Raw genomic sequence first — 18,644 nt, forward strand, 5'->3', positions numbered from 1 at the left:
ACAACCTCTGTTGGCAATCCTCATATGACGATGAGGGTTGCCAGCCAGGGAACCAGAAACAGCAGGAATGCCACCATCTTAAAAAGCCCCATCCCACAATAGTGGATCAGATCAAACTGCTCACGGCTTAACCTGAAAAAACGGCAGTGGATCTGGTAGATCCAGTCTCCCGCCAGGGTGATCGCCAGTAGCCAAACCCACAGGATCACAAAACAGATCACAAACCCGCACAGCAACATATCAGGTAGATGTTGTAGCATCTCATCCCCCTAGAACCAGCGCCTGGTTCGTTGGCAATAGTGCTGATATTGCTCCCCAAATAGCTCAGTCAAACCCCGCTCTTCGCCTGGGATCACCCGAAAACTTAGCCCGGCAAACAGTGGCAACAAGCCTAACAGACACCACAAATTACCCAGCAGCAGGGCAAAGCCTATCAACACCAATAGCATTCCAAGATAAATGGGATTACGGCTCAGCCGAAACACGCCATCACACACCAGGCTTGATGAGCGATTAAAGCTTGAGGTGGTTCCGGCGCGATGCATCCGCATCAAGGCCAAGATCGCCAGCCCTGTACCAGCAAACATAGGTAGCACTCCCCAAAGCATTACAGGCCAATCAATTTGCCCGGAAAATGGATCCCAAAGACTGATCCCCCCTTCAAGAAGCAAAGAGAAGGTAAATAACACAGGGGGAGTTCCCACCAGGAAAACTCCCCCCTGAATCGACGAAATCTGGCTAATATCACTCACCCCTCCAGTGCATTACCTGCTGTTTGAAGAGCTCTTGTACCGCAAAATCAGTCTCTTCGAGATCAAAACGATCCGGATCAAACCCAGGCCCCACGAAGCGGATCAGCTCCTGATATTCCGGTTTTTTATGATCGGACAGAGCTTTTATCAGGTGCCGGTAGCCTCCGATACCTCCACAATCCTCGGGAGGGCAGGCCCGGCAACCATCGATACAGTGAGGTAACATCTGATCACTCCAGGGTTTAACCTCCTCAAGCTTGATCTCATGCTCCCAGTGATCATCAAAATCATACTCGTAAAGTAAGAACTGATCCTCCTTACTCAACACATGGTGCAGCGCAACCTCGGTTTCATCTTCACTATCGATACCATACACAAACTCATCATCATGCATTCGATATAGCTTACGACCATTGATAAATTGATGCAGGTAGCGATTGCTCCAGCCCATAGCAACCTGGACAGTCAAATGAAGCTCCCATAGATCCATTCGGCTATCCACCAATAAACGACGCCAGATCGCCGGACGGATCCCCTTGAGAGTAATTAATAATTGATAAATCGACTTGGATTCGCTTTTAACCATAACATGCCCCCGGATGGCGCTGCAGGCCCTTTGACTTAAGGCTAGATAGAATCCAACAATGCCTCAAGTCAAAAAAAAACAGGTTATAATTCAGCCAGTTCGATATCCTCTCCCTGCATTCTCAAAATCTTTTGTTTGAGTCAGATTAGAGTCAGGATCTTGTGATTCAATGATCAATCGGTAACATACATATAGCAATTCATGCAGACTTGATTAGCGAGATACTCATGCCTCAAGCCACTTTTTCTTCTCTCAAAAACTATCTCAATCATCAGGTGATTGGACAACCTATGCTCACTGAGCACCTGCTGATCGCTCTGTTAGCTAACGGCCATATTCTGGTTGAAGGGCCTCCGGGACTTGCAAAAACCCGGGTGATCCGAACCCTGGCCAAAGCGGTTGAAGGCAGCTTTCACCGGATCCAGTTTACTCCTGATCTGTTACCCGCCGATCTCACCGGAACCGATATCTATCGCCCGGAGGATGGTAGTTTCAGCTTTCAGAAAGGCCCGCTGTTCCACAACCTACTGCTGGCCGATGAAATCAACCGGGCTCCGGCCAAGGTCCAATCGGCCCTGCTGGAAGCGATGGCAGAAAATCAGATCTCTGTGGGTCAGCACACCTATGCCCTGCCCAAGCTATTCTTGGTGATGGCCACTCAAAACCCCATAGAGCAGGAGGGAACCTACCCCCTTCCCGAGGCGCAGCTGGATCGATTCATGCTGCACCTGGAGCTTGACTATCCCAGTGCCGAGGCGGAGCTGGATATTCTGCACCTTAACCTTAATGAAGCCCGCGAGCTCAAAGAGCTCGAGGCTCCCGAGTTAACCCAGCAGATGCTGTTTGAAGCCAGGCAGCAGGTTCTTGGGCTGCACATGGAGCCGGCTCTCGAACAGTATCTGGTGGCGCTCATCAACGCCACCCGCCGCCCTGAAAACTACTGCTCAGAACTCAAGCGCTGGCTTAGCTATGGGATCAGTCCCCGGGCTACCCTGGCTCTTGCCTACTGCAGCCGGGCCAAAGCCTGGCTCGCCGGTCGCGACTTTGTGCTACCTGAGGATATTCAGGAGTGCCTCTACCCAGTGCTACGCCATCGTCTGCTACTCAGTTACGAGGCTGAGGCCGAAGAGATCAACCGAAACCAGATCATCAGCCGGTTACTCGAGGTCGTCGCTCTGACATGAAGCAGTTACAGGGAGATGGAATTCATATCAGCCTTAAACAGCTGATCGCACTGCAGCGCCTGGGACGACTCACCCTACAAAAACAGTTTGGCAGCAGTATGCTAAGCGGCAGTCACCTGTCAAAGCGACTCGGCCGGGGCATGGAGTTTGATGAGGTTCGCCACTATCAGCAGGGCGATGATATCAGGGCTCTGGACTGGCGAGTCACCGCCCGCACCGGAAAACCTCATACCAAGCTGTTTCGTGAAGAGCGGGAGCGGCCGGTGTTTATCCTGCTGGATCTCTCCCCCGAGATGTATTTTGGCTCCGCTCTGCAGCTTAAATCTGCTTTTGCCTGCCAACTCAGTGCCTTAATCGCCTGGAGTGCCCAAGCCGAAGGCGATAGGGTCGGCGGTCTGGTCTACAACTGCCAGCAGCGTGCCGAGTTTAAGCCCCATGGTGGTAAGAAGGGGGTGCTGCGGCTGCTCAATCAGATCTGCCTGCTCCATGAGCAGGGACTGACTCAGCGAACCCTGCAGGGCCAGTCGATGGCCCCACAGTTGCAGCGGCTACGCCAAATGGCGCACCAGGGCGCCCTGGTCTGTTTGATCAGTGATCTGCAGGGGCTTGATGCTGCAGCCCACAAACAGCTGATGCTGATGCGTCGCCATCACAGGCTCTGCCTGTGGCAGATCTATGACCCCCTGGAGGAGAGTCTTCCGGCCCGGCGCTGTTCGCCTCTGCCTGTCAGCGATGGTAAACACCAGGGATTGCTTGCCCCCGCAAGCACCTCCTCACGCCAACGCTATCATCAGGCCGCCCAACATAAGCAGCAACAGCTGGAGCAACAGCTGGGACCGCTATTTCATCAATGGCAACGCCTCTCGGCGGGAGAGCCGTTGCTGGCGCAACTGAGGATCGCAACATGACCCCCTCACTGGCCCAACTCAAAGATATTCACCCGGGAGCAGCTGTCAGTTGGTGGCCGCTGGCCATCGGATGGTGGCTTGCTCTGGCTCTGCTCATCTTGATACTCGTCGCCGCAGGCTGGTTATACTGGCAAAAACGCCGCAAACTGGCGATCCGCAATCAGGCACTCCAGGCGATTGAAGCGCTGGATCTCAGTCACCCTCAATATATTCACCAGCTTTTCTCCTGTATGAAGCAGGCGTGTCTGTGTTACTGGTCGCGCGATGAGCTTGCCCCTTTGCACGATCGCGCCTGGCTGGCATTTCTGGACAGATACAATCCCAAGCTTGCTATGGTCAAACAGTTCGATCACCTGATCCAGGGCTGGCTCTACTCCCCGGCCCCGGTGCCGGAAAACCAATGCAAACAGCTCAAGCTGGCTTGCTGCCAGTGGCTTACCCTGACCCTTCCCTTTAAAAAGAGGAGGAGTGCTGGTGTTTGAATTTAGCTGGCCCTGGATGGGATTACTCCTGCCGCTTCCTTTAGTGATCTACTACCTTATCCCTGCCGCCAAAAACAGCCGGCAGGCGGTCCTATATGCGCCAACCCTCCCCTGCTCCCATGAAAAGGCTCAGGCTCACGGCAGAAGCAGGAAGCTATTGCAGTTTCTGGCGCTCCTGATGTGGCTCTGCCTGGTGGTGGCCGCAGCGCGCCCCAGCTGGATCGGGGCTCCGGTCACCCTGGAGCGCAGCGGTCGACAGATCATGCTGGCGGTCGATCTATCGGGCAGTATGCAGATAGAGGATATGCAGCTTGATGGCAAAGCTGTCTCCCGGCTGACCACAGTGAAGACCGTGCTTGATAAGTTCATCGCCCAACGCCAGGGCGATCAGCTGGGACTGATTCTGTTTGCCGATCATGCCTATTTGCAGGCGCCTCTGACCTATGATCTCAAGACGGTTCAGAAGTTTCTCAATGAGGCGCAGATCGGCCTGGTCGGGACCCAGACCGCCATCGGTGAAGGGATTGGCCTGGCACTCAAGCGCCTGCTCAGCCAGGATGCCAAACAGCGTGTGCTGATCCTACTCACCGATGGTCAGAATAATGCTGGCACGGTCGGCCCCCTGCAAGCGGCTAAGTTTGCGGCCAAACATGGAGTTACCATCTACACCATAGGGATTGGCGCCGATGTGATGTTACAGCGCAGCCTGTTTGGAGTGCAACGGATCAACCCCTCCAGTGATCTCGATAGCCGGGTACTGGAGCAGATCGCCAGGGAGACCGGTGGCCGCTACTTCAGAGCCAAAAATAGCCGTGATATCGAGCAGGCCTACCAGACTATCGACAAACTCCAGCCGGTACAGGCCAAAAAGGAGACCTATCGTCCCCGTTATGAATATTATGACTGGCCTCTGACTATGGCCTTGCTGCTGTCGCTGGCACTGATCATCCTATCCAGACGAGGTGTGCAGTCATGAGTGATTTTACGCTGTTACGTCCCTGGTGGTTACTTGCCCTGATCCCTCTCGCCCTGATTCTTATTTGGCTGTGGCGCCATCAGCAGCGGGGGACTGGCATCAGCTGATCAGTGAGCACCTTGCCAGATACCTGCTGCCGATGGCTCAAACCGGCCGCTCCGGTCGCTATCTTTTGATCTGCCTTGCCCTGCTGTGGCTTATCGCCACCCTGGCGCTCGCTGGCCCGAGCTTTGAAAAAGCAAGAGTGCCGCTCTATCAACAAGACAGGGCAAGGGTGATTGTGGTGGATATGTCTCAAAACATGTATGCCACCGACCTCGCCCCTTCACGGCTGGTACAGACTCGCTACAAACTACTGGATCTGCTCAAACACCTCCCCCAGGGCGAGACAGGGCTGATTGCCTACTCGGGTCAGGCCTTTACCATCGCCCCCCTGACAGAAGATGAAGGGACCCTGGAAAATCTTATCCCGGCTCTCAAACCCTCAATTATGCCTGTCGGTGGAGATAACGCAGCCTCAGGTGTGAGGTTAGCGCAAAAGCTTCTTAGCCAGGCAGGGTTTGAGCGCGGTAAGATCATCCTGGTCACCGCGGGCTTAAGTGACAAATCCCTCCGCCAGGTCAGGCAGGCTCTCAGGGGAAGCCCCTGGCAGCTGGATATCCTGGGAGTTGGAACGCCTCAGGGTGCCCCGCTACGCCTGCCGGATGGCAACCTGGCGAAAAACCGCCTGGGAGACATCATACTTTCGAAGATCCATCCACAGAAACTGGCGGAATTGGCGGCACAATACCATGGCCAATATAGCTCTTTGCAGCCCGGTGAATCAGATATCCGGCTGCTCAGCCAAAGCTCGGGCCAGGGACGCACAGTGAAGAGTGAGCGAAACTCCCAGGCCATTCATCTGGATCAGGGTTACTGGCTGGTTCTACTATTGCTGCCACTGGCAGCTCTCTTGTTTCGTCGTGGAGTGCTGCTGGCCCTGATGCCGCTGGCTTTGCTGATCCAACCAAAACCGGCGGCAGCCACCGAACTGTGGCGAAATTCACAGCAACAGGCGATGCAGGCCTATCAGGAGAAAAACTACTCCGAGGCAGCAAAGCAGTTTAAGGATCCTGTCTGGCAGGGCAACGCCCTGTATCGTGATAAAGAGTACAAGGAGGCAGCCGAAGCCTATGCCAGGGGTAATAGCGCAACCGCCCACTACAACCGGGGGAATGCGCTGGCTAAAGCGGGCGAGTTGGAAAAGGCCCTTCACTCTTATGATGAGGCTCTCAAACAGGAGCCCGGGCTTGCGAATGCGAAGTTTAATCGGGAGCTGGTAAAACAGCTGCTAGAGCAGCAACAGCAGCAATCGAAGTCACAATCGCAGTCGCAATCGCAGTCGAAGTCGAAGTCGCAATCGAAGTCACAGTCGAAGTCACAGTCAAAGTCGCAATCGCAGTCGCAGTCGCAGTCGCAGTCGCAATCGAAGTCACAGTCAAAGTCGCAGTCGCAGTCGCAATCGCAGTCGCAATCGCAGTCGCAATCGCAGTCGCAGTCGCAGTCGCAGTCGCAGTCGCAGTCGCAGTCGCAGTCGCAGTCGCAGTCGCAGTCGCAGTCGCAGTCGCAGTCGCAGTCGCAGTCGCAGTCGCAGTCGCAGCAGACTAAGGCCCGGGATACTCAGGCACAAGCCAATCCAAAGCAATCTTCTCAACATCAACCGCAAGGCCCAGAGAAAAAGCCCGGAGCACAGAGGCAACAGGGCTCAGCGGAGCAAGCCTCAGACTCAAAGCCGCGGGGACAGCCTCAGGAACAAGCTCAGCCCAACCCTATTTCAGGCGATAAGCAGCTTAAACAGTGGCTGCAGCAGCTCCCGGATGATCCCTCACTACTGCTGCGGAATAAGATGCGCTTAGAGTACCAACAACGTCAGCAACAGGAGTCTCGTAACTAATATGACATTCTTATCCAGGCTGGGTGCAGCCCTGCTGCTCCTGATGATCGCGACCCCAAGCTGGGCGCTGAGCCAACTCACGGCCACTGTGGATCAAACCACCGCAGGCATGGGGCAGTCGGTAATGCTCACCATCAGTGCCGATGATGATCTCTCCAGTAACGCTCTCAACACTAAGCCACTGCTCAGGGACTTTGTAGTGGGGGCGGTATCCACCAGCCATCAAACCAGTATCGTCAACGGTAAACGCTCTCAAAGCACCAGCTGGACGCTACCGATCCTGCCGCGTAAGATCGGCAAGGTCACAGTGCCCTCTCTCAGCATAAATGGTAAACAGACCCAACCCATTCAGCTCACCGTACTCCCCGCCGGAAAGAAGCCCCCCTCCAGTATCAGCCAGGATATCCAGCTGAAGGTTGAGGTGGGCTCGAAGACGCTCCTTGAAGGGCAGCAGCTCCTGTATACGATCAGGCTCTATACCTCTACCCCACTACAAAGCGCCAGCCTGACAGCCCCCAAACTCGAGGGTGCCACGATTCACCCCTTTGGTCAGGATCAGCAGAGCAGTCAGATCATTAATGGTCAGGCATTTCAGGTGGTGACTCGCCAGTTTGTGATCACCCCGAATCATGTCGGCTCCCAAAGAATTATCGGGCCAATGCTGCAGGCAAGCGCCACTGTGCGTGGGAATAATATGAACTTTTTCTCCATGCCCAGCTCTGAGCCTGTCATGAAACAAGCTCCGGATATTCAGATCCGGGTCAAACCTAAACCGGCCGATTACCAGGGACACTGGCTGCCCAGCCAACAGGTGACTCTCACCCAATCACTGAGCCCGAAGCAGGCAAGCTACCAGGTAGGAGAGCCAATTACCCGGACCATCACCCTCACCGCAGCCAATGTGGATAAATCGGTGTTGCCCGAGCTGCAACCAGTAACACCTGCGCAGTTTAGAAATTACCCGGGGAAAACGACCCGTGAAAACTTTGCCAAACAAAACACACTGCTGGCACAAACCAGCTATCAGGAGGCCCTGATCCCCGAGAAAGCCGGGGATTATACCCTGCCAGAGATCCGCATCCCCTGGTGGAATACCAAGACCCATCGACAGGAGTGGGCCAGGATCCCGGCAACAACCATTAAGATCACTCCTGCGGCCTTAAGCCTTTCGGCGCCGACCACCGCAGCGGTGCAACCAAATCCTGCTGAGCTCACGGCTCAACCACAACCCCTGAGTTGGTTACAGCAGACTGCGCTATGGTGGTTTAGCTGCACTATCCTGCTCCTGGTGGTGTGCCTGCTCCTGCTATACCTCTGGTTACAGGCACGAAGGCCAGGTCACACGTTGAGCCGCTCCGAGCTTCAGCAACCAGTCTCTATGATAAAAACAGACTGGAAATCCCTGAAGCAAGCTCTGACTCAAGCCGATCACCTTGAGGGTTATCAGGCACTCCAGGCATGGGCACGCCAACATTATCCACTCTCAGAAGGGGATCTGCTCAAACTTGATCTCCCACAGGAGCTGTCAGACGCCATCCGCAACTTCCGACAGGCTTGTTTCGGTGAGAACGACTCATCTAAGCATTCAGCCAAAGGGGATAAACTGCTTGCCCTGCTCAAGAGCTGGCATCAGCGAAAGTCTACGAAGTCCAATACCACAAAGCTCCCTCCCCTTAATCCCTGAGGGCTTCAATGGGGAGTCTGTGACTCCCCATTCATTTGAACACAAGTCTCTGTTGCCATTAGGATTTGGCCCAATCATCATAAGTTCAGGGTACTGGAACTCCAGCACAGAACCTATTAGTCTATCTACATCTGTCTTCAACAGGATGTTAGGGATAATGACTCTTTTCTGGCGAAAGAAAAAAGAGGCTCCTCCGGTCTCTAAAGACATGGAAAGACGACAAAAAAAATACGAAGCCTTAGTTCATGCTCTGCATCGTGATGTGTACCGGTATGCATACTGGGTGTGTCAGGATGAGCAAACGGCTCAGGATGTGGTCCAGGAAACCTACCTTCGGGCATGGAAGGCGATCGACAGCTTAAAAGATGAAAAGTCAGCAAAATCCTGGCTTTTTACCATAGTCCGGCGTGAGAACGCACGGCGCTTTGAGCGCAAGCGACTCGACACCACAGATATTGATGCTCAGCCGGTTGCCGATCCAAAGCACACGGGTGTTGAGCAGGAGATGGAGAATGAACTGCTGCGACGGCAAATTGGACAGCTCTCAGCCGAGTATCGTGAACCTCTGGTTCTTCAGGTGTTAGGGGGCTTTAGTGGAGATGAGATCGCCAGCATTCTTCAGCTAAATAAAAATACCGTGATGACCCGGCTTTTCAGGGCGCGGAGCCAACTCAAAGAGTCACTGGATCAATCACCACAGACGCGGGGACGCAGTAATGGATGAATTACAATTCAGACGCCACGCTTACTCCGATCCCGATGATCGCAGTGAGGGCTTCTTAAGAGAAATAGAACATAACGAAGGCCACAAGGCGTTTGTTGAGGAACTCCGTCAGTTTGATAAGAAGCTGGGATCCGCCTTTGCGGTTGATGTGCCAGATGATCTCGCCGACCGGTTGATCCTGGCGCAGACCATGGAATCCAGCCCCAAGCCAAGATTCAAGTCCCGGCCTCAATGGGGACAATTAGCACTGGCCGCCTCCGTCGCCTTTCTGCTGGGGCTGGGCGTTCAGTTTTTCCCCGGATTTAGCAGTGGCAGTGGAGCTCCGACCATAGGTCAGATCGCCCTGACTCATGCTCATCAGGAGGCGAGCTTTGTTCATGGTGTCGATGAAAAACTGACTCTGGCCTCAGTCAACTCCAAGCTCAACCGCTACGGAGGAAAGTTCTCACAGATGCCAGCTCAAAAGCTTCTTTTTGTGAATCACTGTAACTTCTATGGTGGTCCGGGCCTGCATCTGGTACTTCAGGGTGAGAAAGGTCCGGTGGATGTGTTCGTGATCCCTGCCGACCGGGGCCTGAAACCCTCCACCACCTTTGGAGACTCAAAACTGCGTGGCCTCTCCTACAAGACCCAGACCGCCAACGTGGTGATAGTCGGCGAGATAGGGGAGAACCTCCAGGCCACCGAGAAAGAGCTTAAAACCGAGATGCAGTGGATCTAGTACTGCATAGCTGGATTACCTTGACCAAGTAGTGGGGTTGTCTCACGCAGAGTCACCCTATTTAAAAGGAACTCTGCTATGGAGGGCTTTGGATCAGTTGTTCAGCCTTTGAGTGAATGTGGAGACGAGCCGCTCAATACTCTTTTCCGAGACAGGATGTCGAGCTGCGTAGTTCTGTGGAGGGATTCACAGTACGGAGCGAGCTTTTGATTACTTTTGGCGGCACAAAAGTAATGTGCCGCCGGCACCCCGGCAATCATGCAGCGCAGCTGCAAGTCATGATACTCAGGTAAACACTTACCTGCACTAGTGTCGGTTAGGCACAACTTCCCAGCCACTGTCCGACGGCATCCAGATCATCAAGCGCCACCAGCGATTCCAGGGGTGGCGTTTTTTTATCCCCATGAACCCAGAGTAACTGTAACCCCGCCTGCTGAGCACTCATCAGGCCCGCCGGTGAGTCCTCCACGGCCACACAGCTCTGTGGGGCTAAGCCAAGCCGCTGGCAAGTAAGCTGATAGAGATCGGGCGCGGGCTTGTTGCGAGAGGCATCCTCCATAGACACCACACAGTCGAATAGCGACGCCCATTCATAATGCTCAAGCACCCTGTTGACTAAAAAGCGGGAATTTGCGGTGACCAGGGCGATTGGACAGCTTCCCTCTGACAGAGTCCGGAGCAACGCGTCGGCCCCGGGAAGTGCCTCGGGAACAGCAGACTCAAGCATCAGCTCCAAACACTCTTTACGCCGAGCCTTAAGCTCCTCCAGGGGACAAGAAACATGATAGTGGCGATGCAGCAACTGAGCTACTTTGTGGCTCTCATAGCCTGAATTAAACAGCCCAAGGTACACAGAATACTCAAGGTCGATGTCATAATGTTCAAGCGCTGTCGACCAGGCGCGATAGTAAAAACGACTCGATTCGATCAAGGTTCCATCCAGATCAAAGAAGATCCCTTTTACCTGATTTAGCCCAGCCACTATGGTCCACCTCCCGCTGATCACCCCAGTGTGCTATCAGAGCACAGGCTCCGGGCTAAGTCGATGATCTTGTCGTTAAATTTGCTGTTTACTTTGTTAAAAATGAATGACAAAGTCGTGATCTAGCACCAAATTTGCGATTTAAAAAAAAGGATATACTGGAGCAGTTCCAGTTCAAAAACTCTATCAGGAGGGAACCTATGTCCTATCAGACACAGCAAATTCGGAACATAGCCCTGCTCGGTCATACCGGCAGCGGCAAAACCAGCCTAACTGAGGCAATTCTCTATGCAGCGGGGGCCTGCGACAGTAAAGGAGAATTGCAACGCGGCACCACGCTCTCAGACTTTACCCCCCAGGAAAAACAACACCTTCACTCCCTTGAACCCAGCATGCTAAACCTCGACTACGAGGGTAACCATATCAACCTTCTGGATACTCCCGGACTCCCAGACTTCTTTGGACGTTCCCTGAGTGTTCTGCCCGCGGTTGAGACCGTTGCCCTGGTGGTGCATGCCCAAAAGGGTTGTGAAGCGATCACCGACCGCGCCTTTGCTCAGCTCAAAGAACAAAACAAGTGCGGAATGATCATCATCAACCAGCTGGACAGTGAAGGAGTGGATCCTGAGGCGATTCTGGCAAGCCTGCAGGAGCGATTTGAAGTGCCCTGCCTGCCGTTAAACCTGCCCTCTGCCGATCTTTCCAGGGTCATCGATTGCTTCTTTGAGCCCGACTATGACGCAGACACCGCTTTCTCTTCAATTCAGGATGCACACGATGCACTGGTCGACCAGGTGGTCGAAGAGGATGATGAACTGATGGAGCTCTACCTGGAGCAGGGTGAGAGTCTCTCCCCCGAGCAGTTGCATGAGCCCTTCGAAAAAGCGCTGCGCCGTCGCCATATGCTTCCGGTCTGCTTTACTTCTGCCACCGGCGAAATTGGTATTCAGGAACTTTTGACCATCTTCAGCAAGCTTCTGCCTAACCCTCTGGAAGCCAACCCCCCAGCCTTTGTCAAAGGATGGGGCGAGAAAGCCAAGCCGGTAGAGGTGACTCCTGACCCACAAAAACACCTGCTGGCTCATGTATTTAAGATCACTGTTGATCCATTCATCGGCCGCCTTGGAGTATTCCGGGTCCACCAGGGCACCATGACCAATGGCGAGCGGGTCTTTATCAGTGAAGAGCGTAAACCGATTAAGATAGGACACCTTCTCAAGCTCCAGGGTGGTAAACAACTGGAAGTTCCCAAGGCGATCCCGGGAGATATCTGTGCACTGGCGAAGATCGATGCTCTGGAGGTGAATGTTATTTTGCATGACAGCCACGAAGAGGATGAGTATCACATGCCGGATCTCAGCCTTCCCGATCCCTTGTATGGGCTGGCGGTCAAGGCGACCAAGCGCGGCGATGAGCAGAAGATCACCGAAGTGCTGCACAAGCTTGCAGCCGAAGATCCAAGTCTTCGGATCTCACAAAATGAGCAGGCGAATGAGACCATACTCAACGGTCTGGGGGAGATGCATCTTAAGATAGTTCTGGAAAAAGCCAAAGATCTCTACAACCTGGATATAGATACAGATAAACCCTCGGTCGCCTACCGTGAGACTATCTCCAGTAAGGCTGAAGGCCACCATCGCCATAAGAAGCAGACCGGGGGGGCCGGACAGTTTGGTGAGGTGTTCCTGAGAATCGAGCCGCTGCCCCGTGGCGAAGGCTTTGTGTTTGAAAGTGCTGTCGTTGGAGGCTCCATTCCGAGTCAATTTATCCCGGCCGTTGAAAAAGGAGTCCGCGAAGTGCTGGGCGAAGGTGCCGTCGCCGGCTACCCGCTGCAGGATGTGAAGGTCATTGTCTATGATGGCAAGCATCATCCGGTCGACTCAAAAGAGATAGCCTTTGTCAGTGCCGGCAAAAAAGCGTTTCTCAATGCGATCGAGCAAGCCCGCCCCGTGGTTCTCGAGCCGATCGTCAAAATGCTGGTGAGCGTCCCGGCTGAAAATGTCGGAGACATCACGGGCGATTTGGCCTCGATGCGCGGTATTGTCTGTGGTAGTAATTCTCAGCCCAATAACCGGGTCGAAGTCGAAGCTGAAGCTCCCCTGGCGAACCTGGATGACTATGCAACCCGCCTTAAGGCGATGACCGGTGGCGAAGGCGAGTTCAGTGTGACCTTCAGCCGTTATGAAGCCGTTCCGGCGCAGATCCAGCAGCAGCTTACCGCTGAGCCTGAGTGCGCTTAACCATCAAGGGGAAGCTATGGCTTCCCCTCCTCTCTTATTCGCCCGTGCTGACTCACATTTCGATTGGTATAACCCTTCAGCCTTAACCGCTTTTGATATTTGTGTTGTTGCAGCTTCGTCAGCCTCGGATTAAATTTCTCCGGTAACGCTTCCGACTCGGTGCCACCGCGATAAAACAGCAGGTAGTAGGTGTCTAAGGTTAACGTCGCGGGAAAGCGAGCAATTTTTCCCTCCAAGGTCTGCTGTAATCCCTGGTACCAGGGCATGAAGTGAGATGTGAGCTGGATGATGACACAAGCTTGAGCATAGTCAGGCTGGTACTTATTGCCTGTGCCACACAGCTTGCTTAGGATAGATGGAACCCGATTGAAACTAAGGAGCTCCCATTGATTCGACAAGCCGAGATAAAAGATGCCCCCCAGCTATTAGATCTGTTCAGCACTCTGGATAGTGAGAGTGACTTCATGCTCTATGAAGCGGGAGAGCGCTCCACCACCCTTGAGCAGCAACAAGGGATCCTTGAGAACTTCTCCCGCTGTGAAGAAGATGTGATGCTGGTCTGTGAACAGGAAGAGCTGATCCTGGGCTTTATCGTCGGCATCGGTGGAAAGGCCAATAAAAACCGCCACTGTACCTATCTTGCGATGGGAGTAAAGGCAAGCCATAGCGGTCAGGGAATCGGCTATCAACTTCTGCAGGCCTTGCAGGAGTGGGCTCAACAGAGACGGTGCCACCGGATCGAACTGACAGTTGTCGCCAATAATCAAAGAGCGATTGATCTGTATAAAAGATCTGGCTTTGAGGCAGAAGGTGTCAAACGAGACGCACTGAAAATCAGGGGACAGTTTGTTGACGAGATCTATATGTCCAAGCTGCTTTAGTCTGATGCTTCAGCGACACAAGCCAACCCTCTCGACCCCAGCTGACCTCGTTGCTGCCTTCAGGGCCTTTTATCGGGTGCTGTCCCAGCCTTTTCTCTTTAACAATGCCTCTTGGGCGGGGCATTTTTTAAAAGCAAAAATTGGCCTTTTGCTCCGAATAGGTCTAAAAAAAGATCATGAGGATTGAATTCAAACGGGCCTAATTACCCAACGCGGGGCTGCAACAATTTGTTATGCCGCGTGCAGCGAAACAGGAGCCAGTCATCATATGAAATCTCAAGTTGAACTGATCGGCAAAAAGATCCGAACCATACGCGAAACCATGGGGTTGAGTCGGCCAAAATTTGCAGAATTGCTGGATATTCCTCCAACCACACTCAAAAATTATGAGTTGGGTTACAGGGAAGTCGGTGGTGCGTTCCTGGTCGCATTTGGCCACAATGCCAAGCTTCACCCCTTCACCCTTTGGCTGGTTTCTGACAAGACAGCGCCAGAAATTGGGCAGATAAGCCCGGACGATTATCAGGAATAGCTTACAAGGAGCCGCTCCAACGAGCGGCTTTTTTATGCCCGGAGTTCCCTTTGACAAGCTGACAACCGGGCAACACCTTACTCTTTTGGAAGCTGTTGCTGTTTTTTAGCGGCTTTCTTCTGGGCGCGTCGCATCTTGAAAAAATCACTCAACATCTGAGCGCAGCTCTCTTCAAGGACACCGCTGGTGACCTCCAGCTGATGGTTGAGAGCAGGATTTTGAACCAGTTGAAATACAGAGCCCGCCGCACCGGTTTTGGGATCGCTGGCCCCATACACCAAACGCTTGATCCGACTGTGCACCATAGCCCCGGCACACATGGCACACGGCTCAAGGGTCACATAAAGGGTTAAGTCCAATAACCGATAGTTCTGAACCTTCTCCCCTGCGACCCGAAGCGCAACGATCTCGGCATGAGCCGTGGGGTCATGAGTGGTGATAGGACGATTCCAGCCCTCCGCAACGATTTGATCATCTGCCACAATCACGGCTCCGACCGGGATCTCCCCTATTGATGCCGCTTTTTTTGCCAGCTCCTGCGCGTGGCGCATCCAGCGTTCATCGTTTGTCAGTGAGCCTTGATCACCCACGGCGCTCCCCTTCTACCCAGTAAAACAGGGAACCATTCCCTGAAACAGGATATCTGTCAAGATAAAACTCATGATGCCAGCCCCTGACTATATAGATCTCTTTGTTGCGACACTCCATGTCGATAAAAATAGGATCTGTAAATAAAAAATGAAGAGGATGTTGAACTTTGATAGAAAACTCCGTAATTGCTAATCGATAAAATAATATGATCTAAATCAATTTTTGATATACAATTCCTTCCTGCGGTTTGCCATCGCAATGCCTGAAAAGGGATGATGGGTAAGCGCCGACTCCAGTCCTGGAGCGGCTTTGCTCACAATCCTGGAGCGGGAATTCTCCTGAGACTTGCTTCCCCGCATGAAAAGCATATACTGGCCGCCTACCGGTTACCGTTTACAAAAAACATTCAGCTTCAATACGTTCCTGCAACGATTTCAGGTGATGTTCTGACTAAACACTAACCAGGCACAAGGATGTGAGTCTTCCCGATGATCTCGCATAATCCCTTGTTAAAACAAGGAGATCGGCTTTTCTTGCAATGGCGAACCGCTGATCGATTGATATCTATATAACAAAACAATAACAGTGCACCCTCCCAAAAGGTGTATGTCAGGTGGTAAAGAGTGGTGGTAGATAACGCTACTGGGCTTGATTTGGCTCAGCTGCAACAGTGTCCCGTTTCAGAATTCTCTGACAGGAGTTTGGCCTGTGGCCAAATCTCCCCCTTTGCTGCCCCTGTATCTGTCTCAACCCGCCCCTTGGGTCATAAATCGTCTTTTTTAACAACATTCCCCTTATTTGTTCAACGGAGGAGTAAATCATGAGTGCCTTCCATTCCGGAGTGATGATTGGACTCTTTGCCCTGATCTCGGTTGGTATCATCATAGCTATGCTGATGCTCAATCGCTTTTTGGGTAATTTCTATCGTCAACAGCAGCACGACAACGATTTGCCGTTTGAGAGTGGCCTGCTTCCCTCTGGCTCCACCCAGCGTCATTTCTCGGTGAGTTACTACCTGATTGCTGCAGCCTTCCTGATCTTTGAATTGGAAGCAGCAATCTTGTGGGCCTGGGCCATCGACTACTGGAGTCTGGGGATCTCGGGCGTCATCGCAGCCATTGTGTTTATGGTGATCCTGCTGTTAGGACTTGTCTATCTGATCCGCAAAGGTGCATTTAATTTTGGAGGACGCCTGTCGTGAATGTAATGAGTAATGAAATTCCAGTACAGGATGCCACTGGTTCGCAAAAAGATGGAATGTTCAGCAGCATCGTCGGCAAGCTGGATGATATGGTAGCCTGGTGTCGTAACTACTCCCTGTGGCCATATAACTTCGGTACCTCCTGCTGCTTTGTTGAGATGATGACAGCAGCAACCCCACGCTACGATATGGCCCGCTTTGGCTGTGAGGTCCTGCGTGGCTCCCCGCGCCAGAGTGATGTGCTTATCACCGCCGGAACCTGCTTTGTCAAGATGGCTCCGCTAATGCGCCACATCTATGATCAGATGCTGGAGCCTAAATGGGTGATCTCCATGGGCTCCTGCTCCAACTCGGGAGGCATGTACGATACCTATAGCGTGGTCCAGGGGGTCGATAAGATACTGCCAGTCGATATCTATATCCCGGGCTGTCCACCCCGTCCCGAAGCTCTGCTTGAAGGGCTGCTACTGCTGCAAAAGCATGTGAAAGAGAACCCGGTTCCGGTACTTGCCAAAGATAGAAAACCTCTGGGACTGGAGGTGAAACTATGATGGATGAGTTAATTAGGACCCTCTCTGAGCGTTTTACAGCCAAGCCATATTCATACTCCTATCAGGGTGCTCCCTGTGTAGTGGTCCCGGTCAGCGAGATCCACAAAACACTGCGCTACCTGCGTGATGAGGCAACGCCGCGCTTTAGCATGCTGCTGGATCTCTCAGCCATCGATGAATCTGAGCGAGGGCTGGCTCAGGGATTCAGCCTCTTCTATCACCTGCTCAGTATCGAGACCAACCAGTTTTTTACGGTGCGAGTCAGCCTTGAAAACAATCTGATTGAGATCCCTTCTGCCAGTAACATCTGGCCTGCGGCCGACTGGTATGAGCGCGAAGTCTACGATATGTTCGGACTGCGTTTTGCCAACCATCCCAATATGCGACGGATCCTGCTTCCCGATTACTGGCTGGGACACCCGCTGCGTAAGTGTGAAGAGGGGCGTGCCACCCAGCGTCCGGATCCCTGTGGCTTTGATGCCGAATCCCTCAAGAAGATCCTGGGCACCTACAACCATGGGCGCACAGATCAGACCGATGACGGACGCACCATAGTCAACATAGGACCGAACCACCCGGGAACCGACGGGGTGATCCGCCTGATCCTCAAGCTCAAGGGTGAAACCATCACAGAGATGGATCAGGAGATTGGCTACCATCACCGTGGCGCGGAGAAGGTTGCGGAAAATCACACCTATCACAACTATATCCCCTACACCAACCGAATTGATTACCTGGGTGGTGCCGCCGGTGAGCTTCCCTATGTGCTGGCCTGTGAGCAGCTGGCAGGGATCAATGTCTCGGATCGTGCCCAAACCATCCGGGTGATGATCGCCGAGATCTTCCGGGTCTGTTCACACCTGGTGTGGATCGGTAGCTTCGGCCACAACCTGGGAGCCATGGGTCCCGCCTTCTATACCTTCCTGGAGCGGGAGAAGCTGTTCCACATCATAGAGCTCATCTGTGGTGGACGGATGCACCCCGCCTTCTTCCGAATTGGCGGCGTTGCTCAGGATCTGCCCCAGGGCTGGTTCGAAGATGTGATGAAGAGCTGTGACGCGGTCGAAAAGCGCCTTCCCGAGCTCGAAGCTTTGACCCTCAAGGCGAAGATCTTCCAGATCAGAACCCGTGGGGTGGCCGCCTATACCAAACAGCAGGCCCTGGACTGGAGCCTGACTGGTCCTAACCTGCGAGCAGCCGGCTTTGACTATGATCTGCGTAAGCAGCGCCCCTACTCGGGTTATGAGAACTACGAGTTCGAGGTCCCAACCGCGGACAAGAGCGATGCCTATAACCGCACCGTTCTGCGCTTTGAAGAGATCCGCCAGAGCCTGAGTATTATTCGCCAGGCGGCACGCAACATGCCGGAGGGCTCAATCCTCTCCGATAACGCACCGCGCTACAGTCTGGCCCGCAAAGAGGATGCCCTGCAGGATATTGAAACCCTGATCCACCACTTCATCGAGTGTGGTCGCGGCCTCAAGTTCCCGGCCGGCGAAAGCTTCTTTGCCACAGAAACATCCAAGGGGATCACCGGCTATACGGTGGTCAGTGATGGCTCAGCCAACCCCTACCGAGTTCGCATTCGTACCCCATCTTTTGCTCACTTCCAGTCGGTCAAGGCCGCAGGCGAAGGTGATGTTCTGGGGAATGTGATCTGTTTGATCAGTTCTATCGACTATGTACTGGCGGATATTGACCGTTAAGGGACGCCGG

Annotated in this window: 19 protein-coding genes and 1 pseudogene; 14 read left to right on the forward strand and 6 right to left on the reverse strand. The window is 53.3% G+C overall.

Annotated features, from left to right (window positions below):
- Positions 1-20: 20 nt before the first annotated feature.
- From DB847_RS15220 to DB847_RS15230, 3 genes are read right to left on the reverse strand one after another with little or no spacing between them, the layout of a single operon-like run.
- Positions 21-260 carry a DUF6868 family protein gene (locus DB847_RS15220; protein WP_108651465.1) on the reverse strand — a complete coding sequence of 80 codons (240 nt, stop codon included), beginning with the start codon at positions 258-260 and terminating at the stop codon, positions 21-23.
- A gap of 9 nt (positions 261-269) precedes the next feature.
- On the reverse strand, positions 270-752 hold the full coding sequence (locus tag DB847_RS15225) for a methyltransferase family protein (RefSeq protein WP_108651466.1): 483 nt from the start codon (positions 750-752) through the stop codon (positions 270-272).
- The gene (locus DB847_RS15230; RefSeq protein ID WP_108651467.1) at positions 745-1,338 is read right to left on the reverse strand and encodes a plasmid pRiA4b ORF-3 family protein; all 594 of its coding nucleotides are present in this window, start codon (positions 1,336-1,338) and stop codon (positions 745-747) included. Before DB847_RS15230 ends, DB847_RS15225 begins: the two co-directional genes overlap by 8 nt.
- 227 nt (positions 1,339-1,565) lie before the next feature.
- Here DB847_RS15230 and DB847_RS15235 point away from each other — a divergent pair, with 227 nt between their 5' ends.
- From DB847_RS15235 to DB847_RS15270, 8 genes are all read left to right on the forward strand, one after another.
- Positions 1,566-2,522: an AAA family ATPase gene (locus DB847_RS15235; protein ID WP_108651468.1), complete on the forward strand. Its 957-nt coding sequence runs from the start codon at positions 1,566-1,568 to the stop codon at positions 2,520-2,522.
- Entirely contained in the window at positions 2,519-3,430 is a 912-nt protein-coding gene (locus tag DB847_RS15240) for a DUF58 domain-containing protein (protein ID WP_108651469.1), read from the forward strand. Before DB847_RS15235 ends, DB847_RS15240 begins: the two co-directional genes overlap by 4 nt.
- A complete protein-coding gene (locus DB847_RS15245; protein WP_159084655.1) occupies positions 3,427-3,912 on the forward strand; it encodes a DUF4381 domain-containing protein in 486 nt (161 codons plus the stop codon). Before DB847_RS15240 ends, DB847_RS15245 begins: the two co-directional genes overlap by 4 nt.
- A complete protein-coding gene (locus DB847_RS15250; RefSeq protein WP_108652994.1) occupies positions 3,905-4,888 on the forward strand; it encodes a vWA domain-containing protein in 984 nt (327 codons plus the stop codon). Before DB847_RS15245 ends, DB847_RS15250 begins: the two co-directional genes overlap by 8 nt.
- A gap of 70 nt (positions 4,889-4,958) precedes the next feature.
- Positions 4,959-6,821, forward strand: coding sequence for a VWA domain-containing protein (locus DB847_RS15255; protein ID WP_159084656.1), 1,863 nt, complete (start codon positions 4,959-4,961; stop codon positions 6,819-6,821).
- A 1-nt stretch (position 6,822) separates the two neighbouring features.
- Positions 6,823-8,505, forward strand: coding sequence for a BatD family protein (locus DB847_RS15260; RefSeq protein ID WP_108651471.1), 1,683 nt, complete (start codon positions 6,823-6,825; stop codon positions 8,503-8,505).
- Between the two features lie 208 nt (positions 8,506-8,713).
- On the forward strand, positions 8,714-9,229 hold the full coding sequence (locus DB847_RS15265; protein ID WP_234418628.1) for a sigma-70 family RNA polymerase sigma factor: 516 nt from the start codon (positions 8,714-8,716) through the stop codon (positions 9,227-9,229).
- Positions 9,222-9,950, forward strand: coding sequence for a DUF3379 family protein (locus DB847_RS15270; RefSeq protein WP_108651473.1), 729 nt, complete (start codon positions 9,222-9,224; stop codon positions 9,948-9,950). Before DB847_RS15265 ends, DB847_RS15270 begins: the two co-directional genes overlap by 8 nt.
- 316 nt (positions 9,951-10,266) lie before the next feature.
- Here DB847_RS15270 and DB847_RS15275 read toward each other — a convergent pair whose 3' ends face one another.
- Positions 10,267-10,932 carry an HAD family hydrolase gene (locus DB847_RS15275; protein ID WP_159084657.1) on the reverse strand — a complete coding sequence of 222 codons (666 nt, stop codon included), beginning with the start codon at positions 10,930-10,932 and terminating at the stop codon, positions 10,267-10,269.
- 200 nt (positions 10,933-11,132) lie between these two features.
- Here DB847_RS15275 and fusA point away from each other — a divergent pair, with 200 nt between their 5' ends.
- Positions 11,133-13,172 carry an elongation factor G gene (gene fusA / locus DB847_RS15280; protein ID WP_108651475.1) on the forward strand — a complete coding sequence of 680 codons (2,040 nt, stop codon included), beginning with the start codon at positions 11,133-11,135 and terminating at the stop codon, positions 13,170-13,172.
- Between the two features lie 14 nt (positions 13,173-13,186).
- On the opposite strand, the gene DB847_RS15285 is transcribed toward fusA, so the two are convergent.
- Positions 13,187-13,570, reverse strand: coding sequence for a hypothetical protein (locus DB847_RS15285; RefSeq protein WP_108651476.1), 384 nt, complete (start codon positions 13,568-13,570; stop codon positions 13,187-13,189).
- On the opposite strand from DB847_RS15285, the gene DB847_RS15290 reads away from it, so the two are divergent.
- Both DB847_RS15290 and DB847_RS15300 read left to right on the forward strand, forming a co-directional pair.
- Positions 13,559-14,053, forward strand: a complete 495-nt coding sequence (locus tag DB847_RS15290; protein WP_159084658.1) for a GNAT family N-acetyltransferase — start codon at positions 13,559-13,561, stop codon at positions 14,051-14,053. The genes DB847_RS15285 and DB847_RS15290 overlap by 12 nt on opposite strands.
- Positions 14,054-14,321: 268 nt before the next feature.
- On the forward strand, positions 14,322-14,585 hold the full coding sequence (locus DB847_RS15300; RefSeq protein WP_108651479.1) for a helix-turn-helix domain-containing protein: 264 nt from the start codon (positions 14,322-14,324) through the stop codon (positions 14,583-14,585).
- 77 nt (positions 14,586-14,662) lie between these two features.
- Here the strand turns inward: DB847_RS15300 and tadA are convergent, their stop codons facing one another.
- On the reverse strand, positions 14,663-15,136 hold the full coding sequence (gene tadA / locus DB847_RS15305; RefSeq protein WP_108652995.1) for a tRNA adenosine(34) deaminase TadA: 474 nt from the start codon (positions 15,134-15,136) through the stop codon (positions 14,663-14,665).
- A gap of 860 nt (positions 15,137-15,996) precedes the next feature.
- Between tadA and DB847_RS15315 the strand changes: the two genes are divergently transcribed.
- From DB847_RS15315 to nuoD, 3 genes and pseudogenes are all read left to right on the forward strand, one after another.
- Positions 15,997-16,377 (forward strand): NADH-quinone oxidoreductase subunit A, encoded by a 381-nt coding sequence (locus tag DB847_RS15315; RefSeq protein WP_108651481.1) that lies wholly within the window; start codon positions 15,997-15,999, stop codon positions 16,375-16,377.
- Positions 16,378-16,382: 5 nt separating this feature from the next.
- Positions 16,383-16,907, forward strand: a pseudogene (locus tag DB847_RS15320) (NADH-quinone oxidoreductase subunit B); the annotation flags it as partial.
- A 20-nt stretch (positions 16,908-16,927) separates the two neighbouring features.
- Positions 16,928-18,634 (forward strand): NADH dehydrogenase (quinone) subunit D, encoded by a 1,707-nt coding sequence (nuoD, locus tag DB847_RS15325; RefSeq protein WP_199911586.1) that lies wholly within the window; start codon positions 16,928-16,930, stop codon positions 18,632-18,634.
- The last annotated feature ends 10 nt before the right edge of the window (positions 18,635-18,644 follow it).

The organism is Dongshaea marina, assembly GCF_003072645.1.
GTDB lineage: Bacteria > Pseudomonadota > Gammaproteobacteria > Enterobacterales > Aeromonadaceae > Dongshaea > Dongshaea marina.